We start from the raw sequence: 23,687 nt of genomic DNA, 5'->3' as shown, positions 1-23,687 counted from the left end.
AGCCAATATGACCGTAACGATTAAAGAAATTATGCAAACCTCTCCGGTTGTCCCGGTGATGGTGATTGAGAATATCGCCGATGCTGTGCCTCTGGCCGATGCGTTGGTAAAGGGCGGCCTGAAAGTACTGGAAATTACACTTCGCACCGAAGCAGGACTGGCGGCGATCAGCGCTATCAAAGAAGCGGTGCCCGATGCGATTGTGGGTGCCGGTACAGTGATTAATCCACAGAATTTGAAAGATGCGATTGACGCAGGCTCAGAATTTATAGTGACTCCGGGTACCACTCCCACACTGGTGGACGCCGCACTTGAAAGCGGTGTGCCTCTTCTGCCCGGTATCAATACCCCAAGTGAAGCCATGGCACTGCTGGAAAAAGGCATCACGGCCATGAAATTTTTCCCGGCTGAAGCGGCAGGGGGTATCCCCATGCTGAAGTCCATTGCCGGTCCACTTCCGCAAATTACCTTCTGCCCCACCGGTGGTGTGAACCCTGGCAACGCTGCTGATTATCTGGCGCTGAAAAACGTTGCCTGTGTGGGTGGCTCCTGGATGGCGCCGGCCGATCTGGTAACGGCAGGCAACTGGGAAGAAATTGAAAAGCGCGCCGCTGAAGCTGCCGCGCTCAAGGGGTAATTCGCCCCCATCTCGTAGAAAATCCAAGGCACCGCCAGGAGGGTGGTGCCGCCGGTTAAAACCGGCATTCGTCGCATCGATTCCCGTAGTAAAGAAAGTCGAGCAGGCAAACAGTGCCGGGGACAGGCTGTTCCCGAATCTGCATTATAAAAAGAGCTGAATATAACGGCTCGCCCTAGGACAAGGTGCAAGAGACAAACTCACTGATAACTGTAATAGGGTGATGACTATGACAATTCGAGTAGCAATTAACGGGTATGGCCGTATCGGTCGCAATGTACTTCGGGCACTTTACGAGTCCGGCCAGCGAGAGCACATCAAGATCGTCGCCATCAATGATCTGGGTGATACAGAATTCAATGCACACCTGACCAAGTACGATTCCGTGCACGGTCGCTTTGCCGCCGAGGTAAGCGTTGATAACGATGCCCTGGTGATTAACGGAGACCGCATTCTGACCGTCAGCGAGCGCGACCCCCGTCAACTGCCTTGGGGAAATCTCGACGTGGACGTGGTGTATGAGTGTACCGGTCTGTTTACCTGTCGCGAAAAAGCCGCTGCCCATCTGGAAGCCGGCGCCAAGAAAGTGATCGTTTCGGCGCCTGCCAAGGACGTTGACGCCACTGTTGTTTATGGCGTCAACCACGATGTGCTGACAGCCGACAGTCAGGTGATTTCCAACGCCTCCTGTACCACTAACTGCCTTGCACCGGTGGCCAAAGTGCTGAACGACGGTCTGGGTATTGAGCAGGGCGCCATGACCACCGTGCACGCCTATACCAACGACCAGAAGCTGCACGATGTTTATCATTCCGATATATACCGTGCCCGCGCCGCCACTCAGTCTGTGATTCCAACCAAGACTGGTGCTGCTCAGGCGGTAGGTCTGGTACTGCCGGAACTCGACGGTAAGCTGGACGGTATGGCGGTACGTATCCCAACGGCCAATGTGTCTTTGGTGGATTTTCACTTTATCGCCTCTCGCGAGACCAGCGTCGAAGAGGTTAACGAGTTGATTTGCGAAGCGGCCTCCAAGGCACCGCTGCAGGGTGTTCTGCACTACAGCGAAGAGCCTCTGGTGAGTGTGGACTTTAACCACCACCCGGCTTCATCCAGCTTCGATGCCACCCAGACCCGCGTCAATGGCCGCATGGTTAAAGTGATGGCCTGGTACGACAATGAGTGGGGTTTCTCCAATCGCATGCTGGACAACACTCTGGCCCTGATGAAGGCCAGCTGATTGTCATCCAACTTTTTATCCATCAGCATGAGCTGATAAGGAATTGTTTTGATTAGACGTACCAAAATTGTTGCAACCCTGGGGCCGGCAACGGATTCTCCCGAGGTGGTCGAGCGCCTTATTCACACGGGTGTGAATGTGGTTCGATTGAATTTTTCACACGGTAGTCCGGAAGACCACATCAATCGCGCCCGACTGGTGCGGGAGCTGGCGGCTAAAAACCAGTGCAGTGTGGCAATTTTGGGCGATCTGCAGGGTCCCAAAATTCGTGTGTCCCGATTTGCCGACGGCCCGATTCAGTTAGCCGTGGGTGATGAGTTTTTCCTGGACGCCTCTCTGGAAAGAGATGCCGGAAACCAACTTGAAGTGGGTATCGATTATCCGCAATTACCCGAAGACGTAAGCGCGGGCGATAAGCTGTTGCTGGATGACGGTCGCGTTGTTTTGGAAGTGACCGCCGTTGAGGGCCCCCGTATTGCCACTGAGGTGGTGGTTGGCGGGCGTCTGTCCAACAATAAGGGCATCAATCGCCAGGGCGGCGGACTGTCCGCCGATGCGCTGACGCAGAAGGATTTTCGCGATATTGAGCTGGCTGCGGAGATCGGCGTGGATTACCTGGCGGTATCTTTTGTACGGTCCGGCAAGGATCTGCAACAGGCCCGTGATTTGCTGAAGCAGGCCGGTGGCGATGCGGGCCTGGTGGCCAAAGTGGAACGAGCTGAAGCGGTTGAGCCTGAGGTGCTGGACGATATTATCCGGGCCTCAGACGCGGTGATGGTGGCCCGTGGTGATCTGGGTGTGGAGATCGGTGATGCCGAGCTGATTGCTGTGCAGAAGCTGATGATTTCCCGCGCCCAGTCGCTGAACAAGCCGGTGATCACGGCGACTCAGATGATGGAGTCCATGATCGAAAGTCCACTGCCCACCCGGGCGGAGGTGTTCGATGTGGCCAATGCGGTATTGGATGGTACCGATGCGGTCATGCTCAGTGCCGAAACGGCGGCGGGAAGCTTCCCGGTGGAGGCGGTCGAGGCTATGAATCGCATTATCATGGGGGCGGAGCGTCAGCCCCAGTCCATGATCTCCAGCCATCGTCTGCACGAGAATTTTGAGAGTGTGGATGAGTCTATTGCCATGGCGACCATGTACACTGCCAACCATTTGGGGGGCGTGAAGGCGATCATCAGCTTTACGGAAACCGGCCGCACGCCGCTCTACATGACTCGCATCGACTCCGGCCTGCCGGTGTTTGCGTTCACGGATCACAAGCGCACGGAAGACCGTGTGGCCCTGTATCGTGGTGTTGTGCCGGTGACGTTTGATACTTCCCAGTACTCACCCGAGGAGATGAATCAGGCTGTGGTGGAGGAGTTGGTCCGCCGTGAGGTGCTGCAGACGGGGGATCTGGTGATTATCTCCAAGGGCGATTTTATGAATGTCCATGGGGGTACCAATACCATGAAGATTGTCCGCGTTGGGGAGGATATTCGTTAACCTTTGATTTGATTGGGTGTTAACTGATCGCTCTGGCTGAAATTTGATTTTGATGCCAAATGCTGTATGATGCCGCTCGGCTGAACAATGAATGTGACCGTAAAGCAGGCAGTAACTGGTTGATTTTCATACAGATATCCAGTTGACACGGGGTCGCGGCGAACGATTAGCGCTGTTGACACGTTGAGGCCTGATTTAGCGGTACGAATAATAAAAAGCTCGTCGATTTTATCGATGGGCTTTTTTTATGTACGAAAAATGTACGTTGGGGAAACAGAATTATCGTGTTCAGCCACGGATACGCCTGAATTGCACGTGATTGTGGGGAGTGCAAACAGGTGCAGTTGTAGGGCAGTAGTACCTGATTCTAGTATTACAGGGGGCTCTTATGCGTCGACTGGTTAAATTGGTGGTTTTGAATCACCGTGTAGTATCCAAAGGTAAGTTGATTGGTTTTATGGATGTGGAGGGCGAGCGGTCCGGTAGCTACTGGTTCTGATTGCTGACATCTTGAAAACTGTCTGAAAAGGCCGGTTGGGGTAACCTGATCGGCCTTTTTCTATTCTGGGCCCCGTGAATCGAGGTGCCGTGCAGTGTTGATGGTCAGATTAGTGCCATAACCGGAAGTTCATAATCCTGGTTCAGGGCACCATGGGCGTTCGATAATGTCCGCAACGGCCGCACGACGTAGGGTGGATTAGAAGCGCTTTGCGCTTCGTAATCCACCGATCCGCCGAAGGTTTAAATTGGCGGCGGCCGTGTACAAATCACCTGTTGCAGGCACATTCAAGGGTGTTAAAAACCGGGCCGAAGCCAACGAACATCTCCGGCAGAACCGGCAGAACCGGCGGATTACGGCGCAAGCGCCTAATCCGCCCTACGCATAAACAACGCCGTCAGAGTACCAATCCTGCGAATTTCTAAGACCGGTTATGGCACAAAAGAGAAGTTGCAGAACTCCTGAGCACAATCGTGTTTCCTTCGCGAAGCCCTTCGTTTTCTAATAAAGCAGCGGATGAGCGTCCAGTGTGAATTCCTGAAGCTTGGCCCAGGCCTCCTCAGTGGCTTCATCGAGGGGGAAGAAGCTGTGCAGTTCCAATCTTGAGGCAATGTCATATCGTTCCGGCTCGATACCGGTGACCAGTCCGCGGCTCTTCAATGAGCCCAAGGGGTGGTCGAAGCCGATGTCATAACAAGAAGCGACGCGAGTGCCTCTGGCGCGTATGGCCCAGTCTTCGGGCAAACCGGGGTAGGCTTCGAGCCAGTCGGTGAGCTCTTTGAGCTTTTCATTATTGCCCAGCAATTGTTGCTCCTTGATGTTAAGGAGCAGAAAGCAGGCCAGACCAGACCAGTTTTCCATTCGTTCCTTCATGCCTTCCTGGGAGAAATACAGGTCGAACAGATTGACCACAGGGCGCTGGTATTGCTCCTGCAATCCCAGGCTGTGCATCATCGCCAGCCAGCCCCGGTTACACATCTGGATATCGCCGATGCTGTTGATCAGCACCGAGGGGTAGGGTTCGTTCTTTTTCAGCTGCATGACCAGCGTGTTTTTTAACACGCCATTGACCGGCGAGTGCACGTCCAGTTGTTCGGCCAGCCGTGTGAAACCCGCCGACATTAACAGGATGCCGGTTTCCCGCTGCCCCAGGTCCAATTCGTGTGCGAGACGCAGCACCATTTCACGCGTTGGGTTGGATCGACCGGTCTCGAGAAAACTGAGGTGCCTGGGTGCCGCTTCGACGCGTTCGGCCAGTTGCGCCTGGCTGAGTTTGAGTGCGTTGCGCCAAAATCGCAGCAGTTGGCCAAATGAGCTGGGGGAGGTGTGTTTCGAGTTTGACATAGACGTCGGGGGTGTGCCTTTGGCATTCCCTGTGAGGTAATTGAGGTGGATTATAGGCTGTGTCAGACTCAGGCTCAATTGTAAGCTGGCTATGGTTCAATCGTCGCACTATGACCGCACAGGAAAAATTTCCAGATCCGTTGATGTTCACGGCCGCCGATCCCCTGCGGATTTGTCTGCTGGGTTATCGCAGTCATCCGTTTGTCGGTGGACAAGGGGTGTATCTCAAGTATTTGAGTAAAGCGTTGGTCGATGCCGGCCATACGGTGGATGTGATTTCCGGCCCTCCCTATCCAGAGCTTGACCCGAGAGTCACGCTGATTAGGCAGCCCAGTCTGGATTTGTTTGCGGTGGATAATCATGTCACGGCGCTGCGCCCGCGGCACTTGACCAGTTGGTCTGATTTTTTTGAATGGTGGAGCATGTTAACCGGCGGTTTCGCCGAGCCGTACACCTTCAGTCGACGCGTCGCAAAATATCTGAAGACCAATGGCCATAAGTACGATTTGGTGCACGATAATCAGTGCCTGGGCTGGGGTTTGCTGACGCTGCAAAAGCGTGGCTTGCCGACTGTTGCCACCATTCATCACCCGATTACCCGGGACCGCCAGCTGGCCCTGGATGCGGCACCAAATTGGAAACACCGTCTGTTGGTGCGACGCTGGCATTCGTTTTTGGGAATGCAAAAGAAGGTCGCCCAACAGTTAAATCATGTGGTGACGGTCTCTGAACAGTCACGCAAGGATATCTCTGAAGCGTTTGACCGTGATGAAAATGACATCAGCCTGGTTTACAACGGTATTGATACAGAAACCTTTATTCCCCGGCCTCATATTGCCACAAAACCTTTTCGTGTGATGACTACCGCGTCGGCCGATCAGCCGCTTAAGGGGTTGAGGTATCTGTTGCAGGCGATTGCGGCGCTCAAACCCGAATACCCCGAGATTGAGCTGTTGGTGGTTGGCAAGCTGAAAGAGGGCGGACAAACGGAACGCCAGTTGCAGAAGTTACAATTGCAAGACAGTGTGCGTTTTGTGTCGGGTATCAGTACTGACGAACTCGTTGATTTTTACAATGAGGCCGCGGTGGTGGTATCTCCTTCACTCTACGAAGGTTTTGGTTTGCCCGCCGGAGAAGCGATGGCGTGTGGTTGCGCTGTGATTTCATCGGATGGTGGTGCGCTTCCAGAGGTGGTGGGCGATGCCGGTGTGGTGGTGCCTGCTGGGGACAGCCATGCTCTACAGCGGGCTTTGCAAAAACTGCTGGGGGATCCCGAACAGCGTCGTGAGTTGGGTCGTAAAGGTCGTCAGCGTATTTTGGAACGTTTCTGCTGGAAGGTGGCCGCCCGGGAATTTACTCACTACTACAATCAAGTGTTAGGGCGCTAGTCAACGTTATGCAAACCATCGATTTTAAACGCCTTCAACTTCGTAATGGCGATCGTATTCTGGACGTGGGCTGTGGCGAGGGCAGACACACTATTGGCGCTTATCTTAGCGCTGAGGTGGAAGCCATTGGCATCGACCTCAGTGAAAACGATCTGCAGACCGCTCAAGAACGCTTCGACGACTTTGAGGAAAAAGACAATCCACGCAAGAGCGTGCAGTTTCAAAGGGCCAATGCACTGAAATTGCCCTTTGACGATAACAGTTTCGATAAGGTTGTGTGTTCCGAGGTGCTGGAACATATCCCCGACTACAAGGGGGTTTTGCAGGAAATAGATCGGGTTCTCAAGCCCAACGGGTTGTTGGCCGTAAGTGTGCCCCGCGCCTGGCCCGAGGAGATCTGCTGGAGGCTGAGCAGGCCTTATCGCCAGGTGGAAGGCGGCCATATTCGTATCTTTAACGCGACGCAATTGCGACACGATGTGGAGGACATTGGCTGGCGCCGTTACGCTCGCCACTGGGCTCATGCGCTGCACTCGCCTTTCTGGTGGTTGAAGTGTTGGAACTGGGGCAATGACGACGCCTGGCTGGTCAAACAGTACCACCGCTTTTTAGTCTGGGATCTGATGCAACAACCCTGGATAACCCGCACCTTGGAGAAGTTACTCGACCCCATTATGGGTAAAAGCGTGGTGATGTATTTTCAGCGCGAGCCTGCCCACAAAATTGCGGCAGACGTCGATAAGGAGAGCCCCGCCCATGGATAGTTTGTTGCTGAGCAAAGGTATTTACCCGCAGGCGTTTTTAAGTAAAACCGTCGATTATATTTTATCGGTTCAACAGGAGGATGGCTGCATTCCCTGGTTTGCTGGCGGTAAGGCCGATCCCTGGGATCACACTGAAGCGGCTATGGGTTTGAGTATCGCCGGGGAGTACACGGCGGCGGAGAGCGCCTACCAGTGGTTGCTTCAGGAGCAGCTAGCCGATGGCAGCTGGTATGCCAACTATCAGGATGGCAAGCCATTGTATTGTGATAAGCGTGAAACTAATTTCGTGGCTTATGTGGCAACCGGCGTCTGGCACCATTATCTGATTACCTCCAATAGGGCGTTTCTGGCTGATTGTTTTCCGATGGTGGAGCGGGCGATTGAATTCGTACTGCGTCAGCAGTCACCTTCCGGCGAAATTTATTGGGCTGTCAGCGAAGATGGTGAACCCATGAAGGACGCACTGATAACGGGCTGTTCTTCCATTTATAAAAGTCTGGAGTGTGCGATTAATATTGCCACCACTTTGGAGCATGATTGCAGTCACTGGCGTCGGGCTTATCATCGCCTGGGTGAAGCTCTGCGTTTTCATCCAGAGTGTTTTGATCGCACCTGGGAAAGCAAAGAGCGCTATTCTATGGATTGGTTTTATCCGATTCTTGCAGGCGTTTATCGAGGCGGTGATGCCAAGGCCAGAATTCAGGAGCGTTGGGAAACCTTTGTCCGAAAGGATATGGGTTGCGTTTGTGTCAGTGACGAACCCTGGGTAACAGTGGCGGAGTCTTGCGAACTGACCATGGCGCTGCTGGCGGCCGGTGAGCACGCCAAGGCGATTATGCTTTACGGCTGGTTGCATCAGTGGCGCGACGGTGAAGACGGCGGTTACTGGACCGGGTACCAATATGTCGAAGATGTGATCTGGCCTGAGGAGAAAACCACCTGGACGGCTGGAGCCATTATGTTAGCGGCGGATGCGATTACCGAACACACACCAGCGAGCAGGTTGTTTCTGGAAAACGCGTTGTTGCCCGATCACGAAGAAAAGTGGACGGAAATTGAGGAAGCCGAGGCAGTCGTTTAATACAAACTGCCTCTCATTGCTAACGTAGAACCATCATCGACGTCGGAATAAACCCAGTGTGTTAACGGTGGGCAGTTCGTCGAAAAGGCCAGAGGCCTTGGCCAGCTTCCAGATGTTGTAGGGCGCCTGGCCGCCGTCTTCCGGGTTCGGAAAAATATCGTGAATGGCCAGAATGCCGCCGGGTCTGATAAATGTGGACCAGCTGCGGTAGTCGGTTTGTGCGGCTTCTTCACTGTGTCCGCCATCGATAAATACCATACCCAAAGGTGTGGCCCAGTGGCGGGAAGCCGTGGCGGAGGAAGAGACTACAGGCACAACGGTGTTGTCGAGATTGGCTTCGCGCATGGTGGTGCGGAAGGTGCGAAAGCTGTCCATCAACGCAATTCCGCTGTCGTAGAGGTCTGGATCGTGATATTCCTCACCCAGCTGATGCTCCTCGGAGCCGCGGTGATGGTCCAGAGCAAACAGGGTGGATTGGTTTTGTTGACAGGCGCTGCCCAGATAAACGGTGGATTTGCCGCAGTAGCTGCCGATTTCCAGGCAGGGTCCAAGCTTCGATGCCTCCAGGGCATAGTGATAGAGCGTTGCGCCTTCATCAGCTGCCAGAAACCCTTTGATGCTGTCGATGTCGAGAGGCAGTTCGGGGGAGGGGAGGGTGTTTTGATCGTTCATAGCATTGGACATGAGGATTCTCGGAGTGAACATTTTTGTGCAAACAGGCTGACACAGTATCGGTCGACTGCGCGAAACGCAAGCCAAAAAAGCGGCTCAACTCTGGTTAACGGGTAATGCCACAAAGCAGGATTTTTTTGTGAGAAAAAACCACAGTCCCTATTTTATTAAACGGCTTCAGGGCTATTGGAATGACTTTCTGGTCAATCATTTTTTTGTAAAAAATTTTGATGGTCTGGGAGAAAATCCTATGGTGGTCAGTCCGATGAGCGCCGAGGTTTTTGGTCGTAATATTGAGGTGGGCAGTTATCTGCACTTGATCAGTTCTCGAGACAATCCAGTGCGCCTGACCACCTGGAGTGGAAAAGGCATGGATGGAAAAATCTCCGTCGGCAATTATTGTTTGATGTCGCCGGGTACCACTATTACCGCCGCCGATTCGATTACTATTGGTGATAACTGTATGTTTGCTGCCAGTTGTTATATTGCGGATAGTGATTGGCATGGTCTTTACAATCGTACCCGGCCGTTTCGCTGTACCAAGCCGATTGTATTGAAAGACAATGTCTGGATCGGTCACGGCGCCAAGGTGGGCAAGGGCGTCACCATCGGAGAAAACAGTGTGGTTGCTGCGGGTGCGGTGGTGGTTAAAGACGTGCCGGACAATGTGGTTGTTGGTGGCAACCCGGCGAAAGTCATAAAGTCTATTAATCCCAGTCGCCGTATGCTCAAACGCGAGAAGCTGTTCGAACAGGGGGAGTTTTATCTGCAGAATCAGCGCGATCTGGATCGCTATGTGTTGAGTCAAAATACACTGTGGGGCTGGGTTCGCTCAAAGCTGTTCCCCACCCGCAGTGACTGAATCCACTTCGTTGAAAAAACGTTTGCTTGCTCTGCAGAAATCGCGGGTTTAATTTGCCTGGAATGATGGCTGACCAAAATTTCTGCTGTCATGTTGAAGATCGAACTTTTCTATTTGAACACGACTTGCAACAAGCATTGGGCGTGATCGGATGGGCAGCAATTGCCAGAAGCTGACCTTCGGCGTGGCGCAATTTATCTTCGTGTGTAGCAGCGCGCTCCGAGCGCGACCGGATTGGCACCGTCTCTTTGCATCATAACCGGCCATTGGAAGTAGGTGTTTTCCCCAGGTCTTTACTTTGCGGATAGGGCGAAAGGGGCTGGTGATTTTGTGCCACAACGGACACCCAGCCACCCTTTAGATCGAGGTACCCCGACTTCATCGTCCTATCATCGCAACTTCAAAGCGTTGATAATGGGGTGCCGCAACTGTCTGCAACGGCCGCACGAATGTAGGGCGGATTAGGCGAAGCCGTAATCCGCCGTTCCACCAAAGGTTTCAATTGGCGGCGGCCGTTTATAAACCACCTGTTGCAGCAACCCCCCAAAGTGTTAAAAACCGGACCGCAGCCAACGAACAGCTCCAGCGGAACCGTCGGATTACGCTCCGCGAAGCGGAGCTAATCCGACCTACGCGGGAAGAAAATCCTGTTGTCTCGAACGGCAGCTTTTGGCACTCTACCGACATTGTCTGAACCCAAAAAGCTCACAATTTTTCCTGCAGACCCAAATGCTTTAACGATCAATAACCACTTGCTGATTGAAGGTTTCGAGCCAGCTTTCGAACTCAGGCGCCGGGCAGGGCGGCTTATAGAAATATCCCTGCACCGTTTCGCAGCCCATGGCGGTAAGTAGGTCGATTTGTTCCTGCAATTCGACGCCCTCGGCAACAATGCCCAGTTTTAAGTCCCGGGCAAGTGTAATAATGCCCTGGGTGATGGCTTTGTCCTGCGGATCGTGGCAGATCCGGTCGATAAACGATTTGTCCAGCTTAACGATATCGATCGGTAGTGAACGTAAATAGCTCAGGGAGGAATAGCCGGTGCCGAAGTCATCCAGATTGACCTTGATGCCGAGGCGGCGGATCTTCTTGAGAATGGATAATGCCCGATCCGGGTCTTCGATCAGAAACGCTTCTGTGAGCTCTACTTCCAGCAAATGGCTGGCAATGCCCGAATCCTTGAGTGCGCCACGCAGAACACGCAAGATTTCCTCGCTTTGAAAGTGCAGTCCGGAGAGGTTGATCGCGACCGGCAGGCTCGTGTTGCCCTTTTGTTTCCAAAGGGCGATCTGGTAGCAAACGGAACGAATTACAAAGTGATCCATGGGCAGGATCAAACCGTTTTCTTCCGCGAAGGGAATAAATTCGTTGGGGTTGAGAAAGCCTTCCTGCGGGTGATGCCAGCGAATCAGCGCTTCGCTGCCATTCGCCAGCCCCGTACGCAGGTTGATCTTGGGCTGATAGTAGATTTCCAGCTCTCCCCGCTCGATAGCGGTTTGCAGGTCGTTCTGCACAATCAGGCGCTGTGTGGAGCTGTCGGTCATGTTCTGGTTGAACAAGCGATACTGATTCTTGCCGGCTTCTTTGGCACTGTACATGGCCAGGTCGGCGTTGCGTTTCAGGGTCAGTAAGTCGCCACCGTCTTTGGGGTAGAGTGCGCCGCCAATACTGACGGAACTCTTGATGCGCTGGTTGAGTAGCACGATGTCGTCGCGGAGCACTTCCAATACATTGTCCGCGATGGCGTTCAGGTCCTGATCTGAATCGATGTCCTGCACCATTATTACGAATTCGTCGCCGCCAACACGGCTGACAATGTCTTCGCCACGAATGACCGCCTGTACTCGGTGGGCAATCAGTTTTAGCAGTTCGTCGCCAAAGTCGTGTCCCAGAGTATCGTTTATGGTTTTGAAATTATCGAGATCCAGCAGCAGAAGACCAACTGAGGTTTTCGTTCGTCTGGCGTGGGAGGTAAATGAAGAGAAGCGCTCGTTTAATTGGGCGCGATTGGGTAAGCCTGTTAATGCATCGTGGAAAGCCCGATGCCGAAACTCTTCCGCCAGTTTTTCCAGTTCCGCAGTTCGCTGGCGAACCTGCTTTTCCAGGTGGCTGTCGCGGTGCTCGATCTGTTCCAGCATGTGATTGAAGGCCTTGGCCAATTCTCCGATTTCGTCGCGGCTGTGTATGTCGACGCGAGAGCTATAGTTGCTGTGGGCGGCGATCAGGTTGGCCAGATTGCTGAGACTTAATATCGGTTGTGAAATGGCCCGTTGCAGACGGCTGGAAATAATAAAAGCGGTGACCACCGCCAGCGCAAAAATCAACGCCGCCAAGCCGAACACCCTTTGAATCTTGCGGTTTAATTGCTCATGAGTGATCAAGACGGTGACTTCGCCGAGTTCTTCCTTATCCAAAACAATTTTGCGGCTGATGAAGGCAATGCCCTGTTCGCCGAGGGCTCTACCTTCCTCGCCGAGTTTGCTTGCGTAGTATTCCACAAACACTTGCTTGTCAGTATCTCTGACGGTAGCAGCCAGGACTGCCTCGTCAACAGAAAATGACGAGAGTATTTCCCGCGCCGCGTCAGTGTCATCGAACACCAGTGATGCGCTGATGTTTTGCGCCAGGGCTGCGGTCTCGATCTCGATGCGGCGTTCCAGGTCGTCGTGCAGGGTGTTAATGTATTCGTAGGCAAAGGCCAGAGTTGCCAGCAGAATCGCGCTGCTGGTGCTGACCATGGAGACGGCGATGATCTTCTGCTTAATTGTGTTGAGGCGCGAAAACATCAGTACACCTCATAGGCCAGTCGCAACAGCTTTGAGGAAATACCCAACCCCTTGGCTTCCATCTCGGCGCGGTGGATATTAAACCTCAGTTTATTGCTGATGATCTTGAAGTGTATCTGGGCATCGATATGATCCTGGTCGGTGATAACCAGTGCGCCCGTGGTGTCGAGCCCGGATAGATCGGCTGTGCGGTCTCCAACAAACAGTACCTGGCAGCTGTCAACGTGCGCTGATGGGTCAACATTCAGAATATTGACGGGGATTTCCTGGACCGATTTGCGGGCCAGTGCCAAAAATCCAGCCCGCATGGCGCGATTCTGGCTTAACAGGCAGATGTTAAAGGTCTCGGCACGCGGATTTTTCCAGCTAATGAATTTGGTGAAGTTGTACACATAGGCAATTTTGAGGGCATTTATGCGGCTCAGATCGTTGGCCGCGCCAATAGCCGGCCACATCAGTAGCGCCAGCAGCACCAGCGGTGAGCAGTAAAAAGACGCACGACTAAAGGACAGGGGCATCGCTGATGGTTGATTCCAGTGACAATTCAACTCAGAGTATAGACCAGCGCGGTCGATGGGCACATCAGGCGGTTTCAGCGAACGCCATATGCTGCGAGAAGGCCCGCTCCAGATCTGACGCTGCGGTGAGTCGCTTGATCTGCTCAAACATCAGCCCGGCTTCAGGGTAGCGCAGGCGCATGTAGGCGAGCCATTGCTTGACCCGGTTGCCGAGAAAGCGGCTGGGGTAAAGGTCTTTGGTGATCAGGTAGTAGTCGAACAGAAGGGCAGCTACCTGGGGCCAGCTCAGGGGCAGATACTCGTCCCCGGCCAGTCGGGCCTTGATTTCCCGGGCCAGATCCGGTTGTGCCAGCAGGCCGCGACCGAGCATGACATCATCACATCCAGACTGACGGCGACATTCCAGATAATCCTGCCAGGACCAGACCTCGCCATTGGCAATAAGTGGAATGTCGATGTGTTCGCGGATGCGGCCGATGTAGTCCCAATAGGCCGGGGGTTTGTAGCCATCGGTTTTGGAGCGGGCGTGTACCACCAGCTCATTGGCGCCGGCTTCGCAGGCTGCCAATGCGTTGTCCATATAAAGGCTGCGATCCTCAAATCCAAGCCGGATCTTGGCAGTTACCGGCACCTCGACGGGCACAGCCTCACGTACTGCGGCGACGATGGCGTGCAGACGTTCGGGTTCGCGCAGGAGGCTGGCGCCGCCGTCGTTCTTGTTGACGGTCTTGGCCGGGCAGCCGAAATTCAAATCAATGGCTGCCGCGCCGAGGGCTGCGGCTTTGCGGGCATTAAAAGCGAGCGAGCCGGGATGCCCACCCAACAGCTGCAGTCGCACCTCAGTACCCGTAGGGGTCCGGCTGGCGCTGTCCAGCTCCGGGCAGAGACGTTTGAACACCCGTTCCGGCAGTCGTTGATGGCAGCTGACACGCACAAATTCGGTGACACATACATCAATGCCGCCAACGGCGGACAGCATGGCGCGAACGTGATGATCAACGACACCCTCCATCGGGGCCAGGAACAATCGCATAAGGTCAGTCGGGTAAGAAAAGGGGGCGCATTGTAACAAAAAGAAACGATTTTGTTTCGAGTGCGGGGCGTGAGGGCCGCGGATAGCTTTTGCTGGAAAATCGGCGCTCCGGGGCCTAGTATTCCAGGTCATGGAAAATTTGAGCTTGCAGGAGGTAAGCACGAGGGCGTCGGTAGGAGGATCTCAAGGCTCAGTCTGACCGAGGAGATCGTTTATGACGCCCCAGCGCAGGGTTTTACTGGTTGATGATGAATTGGCCGTACGCCAGAACCTGAGAGCCTATCTTGAGGACGAAGGTTATCTGGTGGACGCAGCGGCGTCGGCGGAAGAGGGCAAGAAATTGCTGGATGCCGCCATTGGGGACGACACCGGAATGCCGGATTATCATGCCGTGATTGTCGATATGCGTCTGCCGGGCATGGGGGGAGAAGAATTTATCCGCCAATCGTCCCGGTGTTATCCGACCCTGAAGTTCCTCATACATACGGGCTCGTTGGAGTACCTTCCATCGGTGGATCTGCTGGCTTTGGGTGTGGGCGAGCAGAGCGTCATCTATAAGCCACTTCCGGATTTGTCAGAGCTGAGTGCTCGTTTAGAGCAGTTGTAGTCTTGTAAGTGCTTGAAAGCTATAAGTATTTGTGGCTCTTGCAACTAATTTTGTAGTAGTGAAGAAAATTTGCCTACAAAAAAAGTTCCAGTTACATTGCACGTCCCCTATACGGGGGCAGTGCGTAAAACACCCATTGAACCAGCCAATAACCGGGCTTTTGACGGCAATTTGGTTGAGTTTCAAGCCAGATCGGCCAGTTTGATAGTAAAAAAGAGTTGGCTGATAAAAAGGTTTAACTACTGGTGAAATAAATAGAGGTGTCAGGGCTTACCGGCCCGTCGACGTGCAATTGACGAGAACAGGCGCCACGGAGACCCCGTGGCCTGGACTAGGAGGCTAGACTACCCATGCAACAAGATATCATGTCACAGGGCGTCGATCTGATGCTCTTCGGAATGGGCACTGTATTTGTGTTCCTGACCGTACTGGTGATCGCTACCACGATCATGTCTTCGTTCGTACAGCGTTTCCTCCCCGAAGCGCCGGCACCCGAGCCCACTGCCGCACCCGCTGCAGCTGCGCCCACCGGTGTCACCGACCCGAAGCTGTTGGCCATTATCAAGGCCGCGGTGGACCAACACCGTGCCAAGCACAAATAAGCTGTTGATAACGCCAAGCCATTGAGCTTTCAGAATTACCGATTTGACAATCCAAGGGGTTTCTCATGACTGAGAACAAAAAACCATTAGGTATTACCGACGTTGTGCTGCGCGACGCGCACCAGTCCCTGTTTGCCACCCGCCTGCGTATCGACGATATGCTGCCCATCGCCGCCCAACTTGACGAGATTGGTTTCTGGTCGTTGGAGACCTGGGGTGGAGCCACCTTTGACGCCTGTATCCGTTACCTGGGTGAAGATCCCTGGGATCGCATTCGCGAACTGAAAAAGGCCATGCCCAAGACTCAGATGCAGATGCTGTTCCGTGGCCAGAATATCCTCGGCTACCGTCACTATGCTGATGACGTGGTTGAAAAGTTTGTAGAGCGTTGCGCCACCAACGGTGTTGACGTCTTCCGCGTGTTCGACGCCATGAACGACATGCGCAATATTGACACGGCTCTTAAGGCTGTTAAAAAGCAGGGCAAACACGCCCAGGGTACTATCTCCTATACTCTAAGCCCGGTGCACACCATTGATATGTGGGTAGAGCAGGGCAAGCGCATCGAAGATATGGGTGCCGACTCCATCGCCATTAAAGACATGGCGGGTCTGTTGAAGCCTTACACCGGCTACGAGCTGGTCACCAAGCTGAAAGCCGCTTGTGATATCCCCATTCATATGCAGTGTCACGCCACTACGGGCCTGTCTACCGCCACCGCGCTGAAGTGTGTCGAGGCCGGTATCGACAATATCGACACCGCTATCTCTTCCATGTCCATGACCTATGGTCACAGCCCCACCGAATCCGTGGTTGCCATTCTGCAGGACACCGACCGCGATACCGGTCTGGATCTGGAGAAGCTGGAAGAGATCGCCAACTACTTCCGTGAAGTGCGTAAGAAATACGCCAAGTTTGAAGGTTCTCTGCGCGGTATCGACGGCCGTATCCTGACCGCTCAGGTGCCTGGTGGCATGCTCACCAATATGGAAAACCAGTTGCGTGACCAGGGCGCCGAAGACAAGTTCGGTGAGGTTTTGGCTGAGATCCCTCGCGTTCGTGAAGACCTGGGCTTTATCCCTCTGGTAACTCCAACCTCTCAGATTGTTGGAACCCAGGCAGTTTTGAACGTACTGACCGGCGAGCGTTACAAGTCTATCTCCAAAGAGACCCAGGGTGTGCTCAAGGGAGAGTACGGTGCGGCGCCTGCGCCTTGCAATAAAGAGCTGCAGGCTCGCGTACTTGACGGTGCTGAAGCCATTACCTGTCGTCCGGCCGATCTGATTGAGCCGGAAATGGACAAGTTGGCCGAGGAGCTGAAGAAGCTGGCCGCGGAGAAGGGCATCAAGCTGGCTGCCGGTGAGCAGGAAATCGACGATGTTCTGACTTACGCACTGTTCCCACAGATCGGCCTGAAGTTCCTGCAGAACCGCGGTAACCCAGACGCCTTTGAGCCCGTGCCAACTGGCAAAGAAAGCTCCAAGGTTACCAACGATGCCGGTGAAGAGGTCTACACGGTGACCGTTGAGGGTGCTTCTTACACTGTAACCGTTTCCGACGGTGGCGACCTGACCGGTATCGCACCGGTGGGTGGTGCAGCAGCTGCGGCTCCTGCCGCTGGCGGGGCTGCTCCTGTAACGGGCGGTGAGCCTCTGCCTGCGCCTTTGGCCGGTAACATCTTCAAGGTACACGCGGCTCCCGGCCAGGCGGTACAGGAAGGCGACCTGATCATCGTGCTGGAAGCCATGAAGATGGAAACCGAAGTGCGCTCACCCAAGACCGGCACTATCGGTAGCGTCAACGTCAAAGAGGGCGACTCCGTTGCCGTTGGCGACACTCTGCTGACTATCGCTTGAGTCCGGAGGCTTATCTAAATGGAAAGTTTAATCGGACTTTGGAACGACTCTGGTCTGGCCCAGTTTACTGGTCCGGGTCAGATATCGATGATCCTGATCGGTTTGGGTCTATTGTATCTGGCGATCAACAAAAACTTTGAACCCCTGTTGCTGGTACCCATCGGCTTCGGTGGCATTCTGGCGAATATTCCCGGCGCTGGCCTGGCTTATTCGGCGGTGGAAAACGCACTGCTTTCCGGCGGGCCAGAGGTGTTGTCGGCTATGGCCAAGGCGCTTAACCTTGCTGCCTACGAGACCTATGCGGATATCAAGGCGGCGTTGCCCAATGCCTCGGCGGAACAGTTGTTCGCGGCCAATCAGGTGGCGGCCAATGCCGGCTACGACAGTGGCATGCTCTATAAGTTTTACTCGGTGGCCATTGGTTCGACCATCGCGCCGCTGGTGATCTTTATGGGCGTGGGTGCCATGACCGACTTCGGTCCGCTGCTGGCGAACCCCAAGACCATGTTCCTGGGTGCGGCGGCACAGTTTGGTATCTTTGCCACCGTCTTGGGTGCTGTCGGTCTGAGTGCCATGGGTATTATGGACTTTACCATCGCTGATGCAGCCGCTATTGGCATTATCGGTGGTGCGGATGGTCCTACGGCGATCTATGTGTCTTCTCTGCTGGCGCCTGAGTTGTTGGGTGCGATTGCGGTTGCTGCGTACTCTTACATGGCGCTGGTACCTATGATCCAACCCCCGATCATGAAGGCATTGACCACCGAGGAAGAGCGCAAGATCACCATGACTCAGCTGCGTCCTGTGTCCAAGCGTGAGAAGATTGCCTTTCCCGTGATTGTGCTGATTGCGGTGGCCCTGTTCCTGCCTTCGGCTGCGCCGCTGTTGGGTATGTTCTGCTTCGGCAACCTGATGAAAGAGTGTGGAGTGGTGGATCGTCTGTCGGATACCGCCCAGAATGCGCTGATCAATGTGACCACGATTTTCCTGGGTCTGTCTGTGGGCTCCAAGCTGGCCGCTGACAAGTTCCTGGACCCCAAGACGCTGGGTATTCTGGCACTGGGTATTGTGGCCTTTGGAATTGGTACTGCCATGGGTGTGGTGATGGCCAAGATCATGAATAAGTTCAGTGAGCAGAAGATCAACCCACTGATTGGTTCCGCTGGAGTGTCTGCGGTGCCTATGGCTGCCCGTGTTTCTAACAAGGTCGGTCTGGAGGCCAATCCCCAGAACTTCCTGTTGATGCATGCGATGGGGCCGAACGTGGCCGGTGTGATTGGTTCTGCGGTTGCGGCGGGCGTGATGATCTCTATGGTGCAGTCTATGGGTGGTTAATCGCCAATCGCGAAAGTGCTTTGAAAACCCCTCGGCGGAAACGTCGGGGGGTTTTTGTTTGTGGTTCTGAAAGTCGCTGAAGTGCCATAACCGGTCTTAGAAATTCGCAGGATTGGTACTCTGACGGCGTTGTTTATGCGTAGGGCGGATTAGGCGCTTGCGCCGTAATCCGCCGGTTCTGCCGGAGATGTTCGTTGGCTTCGGCCCGGTTTTTAACACCCTTGAATGTGCCTGCAACAGGTGATTTGTACACGGCCGCCGCCAATTTAAACCTTCGGCGGATCGGTGGATTACGAAGCGCAAAGCGCTTCTAATCCACCCTACGTCGTGCGGTCGTTGCAGACATTATCGAACGCCCATGGTGCCCTGAACCAGGATTATGAACTTCCGGTTATGGCACGAAGCCGTTTTTGCCACCTTACCACGGTGATTGTCGTTCAAAGACAAGTTGTTCTCCGTCTGCTGCTGTATAACTAAAGGTATCCAAACTTCGGCGAATTTCAGATGAATACACGGCTTTTTCTTTCTTCCTTGTTAGCGGGTTCGTTGTTACTGGCGCTCTCGGGCTGCGACCGCACTGACTCCCTGACATTGGCTCCTGGCGCCGATGACAACGGGTTTACGGCGCCTTCAGAGTTAACCGGCAAGCATAATCAGAATGTTGCCGGCAGTTTACCCTTGTCTGATCAGATGGATTTTGAGCTGGCGCGCCGGGGGCTGATCGCTCGTCCTTCGTCCCTGCGGGTGCAGACGCCGGAAGGTGATCTGGCCTGGGATCAAAATGCTTACGATTTTATCGAAGGCGAGGCACCCCAGTCTGTCAATCCAAGTCTCTGGCGTCAGGCGCAGCTCAACGGTATTCACGGGCTGTTTGAAGTCTCCAAGGGTATTTATCAGCTACGGGGCTTTGATCTGGCCAACGTCACATTGATAGACACTGACAACGGCTGGATTCTGGTCGATCCGTTGACCACTGAAGATACTGCTCGTCGCGCCATGGCGTTTGCCCGGGAGCACCTGGGTGACAAGCTTGTTAAAGCAGTAGTATTTACTCACAGCCATGTGGATCACTTTGGTGGGGTGTTGGGGGCGCTGCGGGAATCCGAGCTGGACGATCTTCAGGTCATCGCGCCCAAGGGTTTTATGGAAGAAGCGGTGAGTGAAAACCTGATGGCAGGAGTGGCGATGCAGCGTCGCGCCACGTTTATGTATGGACGCAATCTGCCGATTTCCGAGCGCGGTCATGTCGATACCGGACTGGGTAAGGAGCCTGCCAAAGGCGGGCGCATCGGGATTTTGGAACCGACGCATATTGTGGGGAACACGGGTGATACCTTGATTGTTGATGGTGTCGAGATGGTGTTTCAGTACGCGCCGGGCTCCGAGGCGCCGGCCGAGTTTACTTTCTATCTGCCAAAGCATCGGGCGTTCTGTGGGGCGGAGGTAATGTCCCGCAATATGCATAATGTGTATACCCTGCGAGGCGCCAAGGTGCGTAACGCCTTGGCCTGGAGTGGGTATATTGATGAGGCGATTGATCTGTTTGGGCGTCAGGCAGATGTTTATTTCGCCAGTCACCATTGGCCTTTGTGGGGCACCGATGAAATTGTCGATTACCTGAAAAAGCAGCGGGATACCTATAAGTTTATTCATGATCAGACGTTGCGTCTTGCCAATCAGGGTTATACACCAAGAGAGATCTCCGAGCAGCTGGAGTTGCCGAGCAGTCTTCGCAATTCTTTTGGCAATCGCGGTTACTATGGCACTTTGAGCCATAACGCCAAGGCGGTTTATCAGTGGTATTTTGGCTGGTACGACGGCAATCCCGCTAATCTAAATCCTCACACGCCCAGTGAGTCAGGCAGGCGTTATGTGGAATTTATGGGTGGTGCTGAGGCGCTGTTGCAAAAGGCTCAGGCGTCGTTCGATGACGGTGATTACCGCTGGGTGGCTGAAGTGCTTAATCACCTGGTGTTTGCGGAGCCGGACAATCGTCAGGCGAAAGCGCTGCTTGCCAAGACCTATGATCAATTGGGTTATCAGGCGGAATCCGGTCCCTGGCGGGATGTGTATTTGACGGCCGCCTACGAATTGCGACACGGCGCTCCGCAAAGCGGGGTGGATCTGTCGGATGCCGAGGAGTTGATTGCCGAAGTGCCAACACCGCTGTTTTTTGACAATATGGCTGCCAGTCTTAATGGTGAAAAAGCCGATGGCGCGGACCATGTAATCAATGTCCGCATGACAGATACGGACGAAAATTACGTGCTCTGGATCGAGAATGCCGTGCTGCACCACAAGCAGCGGGAGTTGGATCCGGCTGCTGATGCGGGCATTGAGATTACACGTGAATTGTTTTTGCAGCTGGTAACGGGGCAGGCGGGGATGAAAGATACGCTGTTTAGCGATCAGCTGTCTGTGAACGGCAGTAAGATGGAGTTGTTGTCGTTTTTCTCGATGTTTGACCCGACTGTTGGCAACTTCAATATTGTCACTCCTTAAGGTCACCTGCATCAACGTTCATGCAATCCCTTTTTGTATTGACCAGGTGACATGCCCGTCCAGCTCTTAAAGGCGCGAATAAAGGAAGCGGTTTCGGTGTAGCCGACCCGCTCGCCAGCTTCGTTGATGGACACATTGTCCTGGCTTAACCAGTAGATGGCCTGATCCCGACGCAGGTCGTCTTTCATTTGTTGGAACCGGCTGCCTTCGGCAGTCAGTTTGCGCCTCAAGGTTCGGGATGTCATATGCAGCTGTTCGGCGACATCTTCCAGCGTGGTGAGATGCGGGTTGGAGGACTGTTCGAGGATCTGCATGACCCGCTCAGTCTGAAAGTCGGCAAAGCGGGGCTTGCGAAACCACTGCAGGGGCACCTGGGAGATATAGCGCCGCAGTTGATCGGCGTTACGATGAATGGGCAGGTCCAGAACCTCACGGGGCCACACCAGTGCATAGCGTGGCTGGTGGAATTCCCGGGCGGACGGATACAGCAGGCGGTACTCCTCTACGTGACCGGGTGGTGCGTGCATAAATTGCACTTTTTTCATGGGGATGACCTGACCGATCAGCCAGGAGGGGAAGCGGTGCCACACCAACAGCAGGAATTCGATCAGAGTGTTGTCAGGATCCAGTTCCGGATCAGTTAATTTTATGGTGATGCTGACTTCGTCACCTTGCTCTTGGATTTCAAAACTCAGTGCGGGGCTCACCAAGTCATAAAAACGCTTGGTTTCCAGCATGGCGTCTCTAAGGTTGTTGCTCAAGATCAGTCGTTCGGCAAGCAGTATGAAGAGTCCAAAGCGAGCAGGTTGGCGGGTCAGCCCCAGAAATTCATCGTCGGCCTGTTGCATGATCTTTACCATCAAACGGGCCAGCTGCTTGGGGGCCAGGCGTGAGGCTGGCTGATTCAGCAGCTTCGGTGATATGGCGGCAAACTGCAGCAGTTCAGACTCGTCCAGACCGATCCGTACCCCGGCGGCGAGGTGGGCTCTGGCAAAGTAGCTGGCCACCGTGTGGTTAAAGTCATGAGTGTTTGTCATGTGTCCGATTCTGGTAATAATCTTTGCTATTAGTGCTATATCTGTAGGTAGACAGCCATTTCTCAAAAAGTCGCTGTCCGAAAATGCTAATTATATGGCAGCATTGATCATTGTCCAGCAGTGAATTTTGACCAAGAATTATGCCTTCTCTAAACCGCCCACATTTATGAGGTCTGGCGATGACGGCTGCCGAAAATTTTGAAGAACTGGAATTGTTCCGCGATATGGTCCTGCGTTTCTTTGAGCAGGAAGTAGAACCTCACTTCGAGCAGTGGGAGAAGGACCATATGGTGCCACGGGAGCTGTGGAACACCATGGGTGCCGCTGGTCTTCTGTGTGTCGACATGCCGGAACAGTACGGTTCGGCCGGTGCCTCTTTTGAAGTCAACCAGATGATTGAGTGGGAATTGTCACGTCTGGGTTACGGTGGCCTGGGCAGTGGTTATAACATTCATGCCAACATTGTGGCGCCTTATATCTTTAATCTCGGTACTGAGTCTCAGAAAGACGAATGGCTGCCTAAAATGGTCACGGGTGAAGCTGTAGGTGCCATTGCCATGACCGAACCCGGTGCCGGCAGTGACTTGGCCGGCATGCGCACCAGTGCGGTACGTGACGGTGATGATTACATAATCAACGGTTCCAAGGTGTTTATCACCAACGGTATTCACGCTGATGTGGTGATCGTCTGTGCAAAGACTGACCCCAATGCCGGTTCCAAGGGAATCTCCCTGTTCCTGGTAGATGCATCCTTGCCCGGTTTCTCCAAGGGGCAGAAGATCGAGAAAATCGGGCAGCACACCAGCGATACCGCTGAGCTGTTTTTCGATAACCTGAGAGTGCCTGCCTCAGCCCTGCTGGGCGGGGAGAACAAGGGCTTTGTGCACCTGATGGAGGAGTTGCCCCGCGAGCGCCTTGGTTGTGCGACTCAGGCGGTGGCTCAGGCTCAGGGGGCTCTGGATCTGGCGGTGGCCTATGTCCAAGAACGCAAGGCCTTTGGTCAGCCCATTTCTCAGTTCCAGAATACCCGCTTTAAGCTGGCCGAGGTCAAGTCCGACATCGCCTTGAGCAAGGCGCTTCTGGACCAAAATATGGCCAAATTCAAGCAGGGCACCATGACGGTGGAGGATGCCGCGATTCTCAAGCTGACGACGACTGAGATGCAGCTGCGTGCGGTGAACGAATGTCTGCAATTGTTTGGCGGCTACGGCTACACCACGGAATACCCGATTTCCCGTTTCTATGTGGATGCCCGTATTCAGACAATCTATGCAGGTACTTCTGAGATTATGAAAGAAGTGATTTCCCGGGGGATTCTGGGGCGTTAAGGGTTATTTAGGGCTCTTTAAAAAACCTGAATATTGCAACAAACCGGATCGAGGTGCAGGCATCGATCCGGTTTTGTCGTTTTGGGTGTGGATTTTTTCGTT

General features: G+C 53.9%; 19 protein-coding genes. 13 read left to right on the top strand and 6 right to left on the bottom strand.

All coding sequences use genetic code 11. The annotated features are described in order from the left end of the window. Window positions 1–7: 7 nt before the first annotated feature. From HBA55_RS25765 to pyk, 3 genes are all read left to right on the top strand, one after another. Entirely contained in the window at window positions 8–637 is a 630-nt protein-coding gene (locus HBA55_RS25765) for a bifunctional 4-hydroxy-2-oxoglutarate aldolase/2-dehydro-3-deoxy-phosphogluconate aldolase (protein WP_166997377.1), read from the top strand. A 229-nt stretch (window positions 638–866) separates the two neighbouring features. Next, a complete protein-coding gene (gap, locus tag HBA55_RS25760; protein WP_166997375.1) occupies window positions 867–1,877 on the top strand; it encodes a type I glyceraldehyde-3-phosphate dehydrogenase in 1,011 nt (336 codons plus the stop codon). 48 nt (window positions 1,878–1,925) lie between these two features. Continuing rightward, the gene (gene pyk, locus HBA55_RS25755; RefSeq protein ID WP_166997373.1) at window positions 1,926–3,371 is read left to right on the top strand and encodes a pyruvate kinase; all 1,446 of its coding nucleotides are present in this window, start codon (window positions 1,926–1,928) and stop codon (window positions 3,369–3,371) included. A 1,000-nt stretch (window positions 3,372–4,371) separates the two neighbouring features. Here the strand turns inward: pyk and HBA55_RS25750 are convergent. After that, window positions 4,372–5,214: a helix-turn-helix domain-containing protein gene (locus tag HBA55_RS25750; RefSeq protein ID WP_166997371.1), complete on the bottom strand. Its 843-nt coding sequence runs from the start codon at window positions 5,212–5,214 to the stop codon at window positions 4,372–4,374. A 59-nt stretch (window positions 5,215–5,273) separates the two neighbouring features. Between HBA55_RS25750 and HBA55_RS25745 the strand changes: the two genes are divergently transcribed. From HBA55_RS25745 to HBA55_RS25735, 3 genes are read left to right on the top strand one after another with little or no spacing between them, the layout of a single operon-like run. Next, a complete protein-coding gene (locus HBA55_RS25745; RefSeq protein WP_338109458.1) occupies window positions 5,274–6,602 on the top strand; it encodes a glycosyltransferase family 4 protein in 1,329 nt (442 codons plus the stop codon). Between the two features lie 8 nt (window positions 6,603–6,610). Continuing rightward, complete coding sequence (locus HBA55_RS25740) at window positions 6,611–7,366, top strand: class I SAM-dependent methyltransferase (protein WP_166997369.1); 756 nt, start codon at window positions 6,611–6,613, stop codon at window positions 7,364–7,366. Further along, complete coding sequence (locus HBA55_RS25735) at window positions 7,359–8,447, top strand: prenyltransferase/squalene oxidase repeat-containing protein (RefSeq protein ID WP_166997367.1); 1,089 nt, start codon at window positions 7,359–7,361, stop codon at window positions 8,445–8,447. Before HBA55_RS25740 ends, HBA55_RS25735 begins: the two co-directional genes overlap by 8 nt. Window positions 8,448–8,480: 33 nt before the next feature. Here the strand turns inward: HBA55_RS25735 and HBA55_RS25730 are convergent, their stop codons facing one another. Further along, the gene (locus tag HBA55_RS25730; RefSeq protein WP_166997634.1) at window positions 8,481–9,119 is read right to left on the bottom strand and encodes a class I SAM-dependent methyltransferase; all 639 of its coding nucleotides are present in this window, start codon (window positions 9,117–9,119) and stop codon (window positions 8,481–8,483) included. A 139-nt stretch (window positions 9,120–9,258) separates the two neighbouring features. On the opposite strand from HBA55_RS25730, the gene HBA55_RS37900 reads away from it, so the two are divergent. Beyond that, entirely contained in the window at window positions 9,259–9,981 is a 723-nt protein-coding gene (locus HBA55_RS37900; protein WP_338109457.1) for an acyltransferase, read from the top strand. Between the two features lie 734 nt (window positions 9,982–10,715). Here HBA55_RS37900 and HBA55_RS25720 read toward each other — a convergent pair. The 3 genes from HBA55_RS25720 to HBA55_RS25710 form a co-directional block, all read right to left on the bottom strand. Further along, window positions 10,716–12,767, bottom strand: coding sequence for a putative bifunctional diguanylate cyclase/phosphodiesterase (locus tag HBA55_RS25720; protein ID WP_166997365.1), 2,052 nt, complete (start codon window positions 12,765–12,767; stop codon window positions 10,716–10,718). Next, window positions 12,767–13,285 (bottom strand): YfiR family protein, encoded by a 519-nt coding sequence (locus HBA55_RS25715; RefSeq protein WP_166997363.1) that lies wholly within the window; start codon window positions 13,283–13,285, stop codon window positions 12,767–12,769. The genes HBA55_RS25720 and HBA55_RS25715 overlap by 1 nt, the downstream gene beginning before the upstream one ends. A gap of 64 nt (window positions 13,286–13,349) precedes the next feature. Next, window positions 13,350–14,318 (bottom strand): tRNA-dihydrouridine synthase, encoded by a 969-nt coding sequence (locus HBA55_RS25710; RefSeq protein ID WP_166997361.1) that lies wholly within the window; start codon window positions 14,316–14,318, stop codon window positions 13,350–13,352. A gap of 214 nt (window positions 14,319–14,532) precedes the next feature. Between HBA55_RS25710 and HBA55_RS25705 the strand changes: the two genes are divergently transcribed. From HBA55_RS25705 to HBA55_RS25685, 5 genes are all read left to right on the top strand, one after another. Then, a complete protein-coding gene (locus HBA55_RS25705; protein WP_166997359.1) occupies window positions 14,533–14,925 on the top strand; it encodes a response regulator in 393 nt (130 codons plus the stop codon). A gap of 350 nt (window positions 14,926–15,275) precedes the next feature. After that, window positions 15,276–15,527: an OadG family protein gene (locus tag HBA55_RS25700; RefSeq protein ID WP_166997357.1), complete on the top strand. Its 252-nt coding sequence runs from the start codon at window positions 15,276–15,278 to the stop codon at window positions 15,525–15,527. A gap of 65 nt (window positions 15,528–15,592) precedes the next feature. After that, complete coding sequence (gene oadA / locus HBA55_RS25695; protein ID WP_166997355.1) at window positions 15,593–17,383, top strand: sodium-extruding oxaloacetate decarboxylase subunit alpha; 1,791 nt, start codon at window positions 15,593–15,595, stop codon at window positions 17,381–17,383. Between the two features lie 18 nt (window positions 17,384–17,401). After that, complete coding sequence (locus HBA55_RS25690) at window positions 17,402–18,718, top strand: sodium ion-translocating decarboxylase subunit beta (RefSeq protein WP_166997353.1); 1,317 nt, start codon at window positions 17,402–17,404, stop codon at window positions 18,716–18,718. Between the two features lie 504 nt (window positions 18,719–19,222). Continuing rightward, complete coding sequence (locus HBA55_RS25685) at window positions 19,223–21,220, top strand: alkyl/aryl-sulfatase (RefSeq protein ID WP_166997351.1); 1,998 nt, start codon at window positions 19,223–19,225, stop codon at window positions 21,218–21,220. 11 nt (window positions 21,221–21,231) lie between these two features. Here HBA55_RS25685 and HBA55_RS25680 read toward each other — a convergent pair whose 3' ends face one another. Beyond that, complete coding sequence (locus HBA55_RS25680; protein WP_166997349.1) at window positions 21,232–22,257, bottom strand: AraC family transcriptional regulator; 1,026 nt, start codon at window positions 22,255–22,257, stop codon at window positions 21,232–21,234. 179 nt (window positions 22,258–22,436) lie between these two features. Here HBA55_RS25680 and HBA55_RS25675 point away from each other — a divergent pair, with 179 nt between their 5' ends. Continuing rightward, window positions 22,437–23,585, top strand: coding sequence for an acyl-CoA dehydrogenase family protein (locus tag HBA55_RS25675; RefSeq protein WP_166997347.1), 1,149 nt, complete (start codon window positions 22,437–22,439; stop codon window positions 23,583–23,585). The last annotated feature ends 102 nt before the right edge of the window (window positions 23,586–23,687 follow it).

This window comes from Pseudomaricurvus alkylphenolicus (assembly GCF_011683955.1).
In the GTDB taxonomy this organism is placed as follows: domain Bacteria; phylum Pseudomonadota; class Gammaproteobacteria; order Pseudomonadales; family Cellvibrionaceae; genus Pseudomaricurvus; species Pseudomaricurvus alkylphenolicus.
The sequence above is the reverse complement of the archived record's forward strand: the minus strand, read 5'-3'. Positions and strand labels throughout refer to the sequence as shown.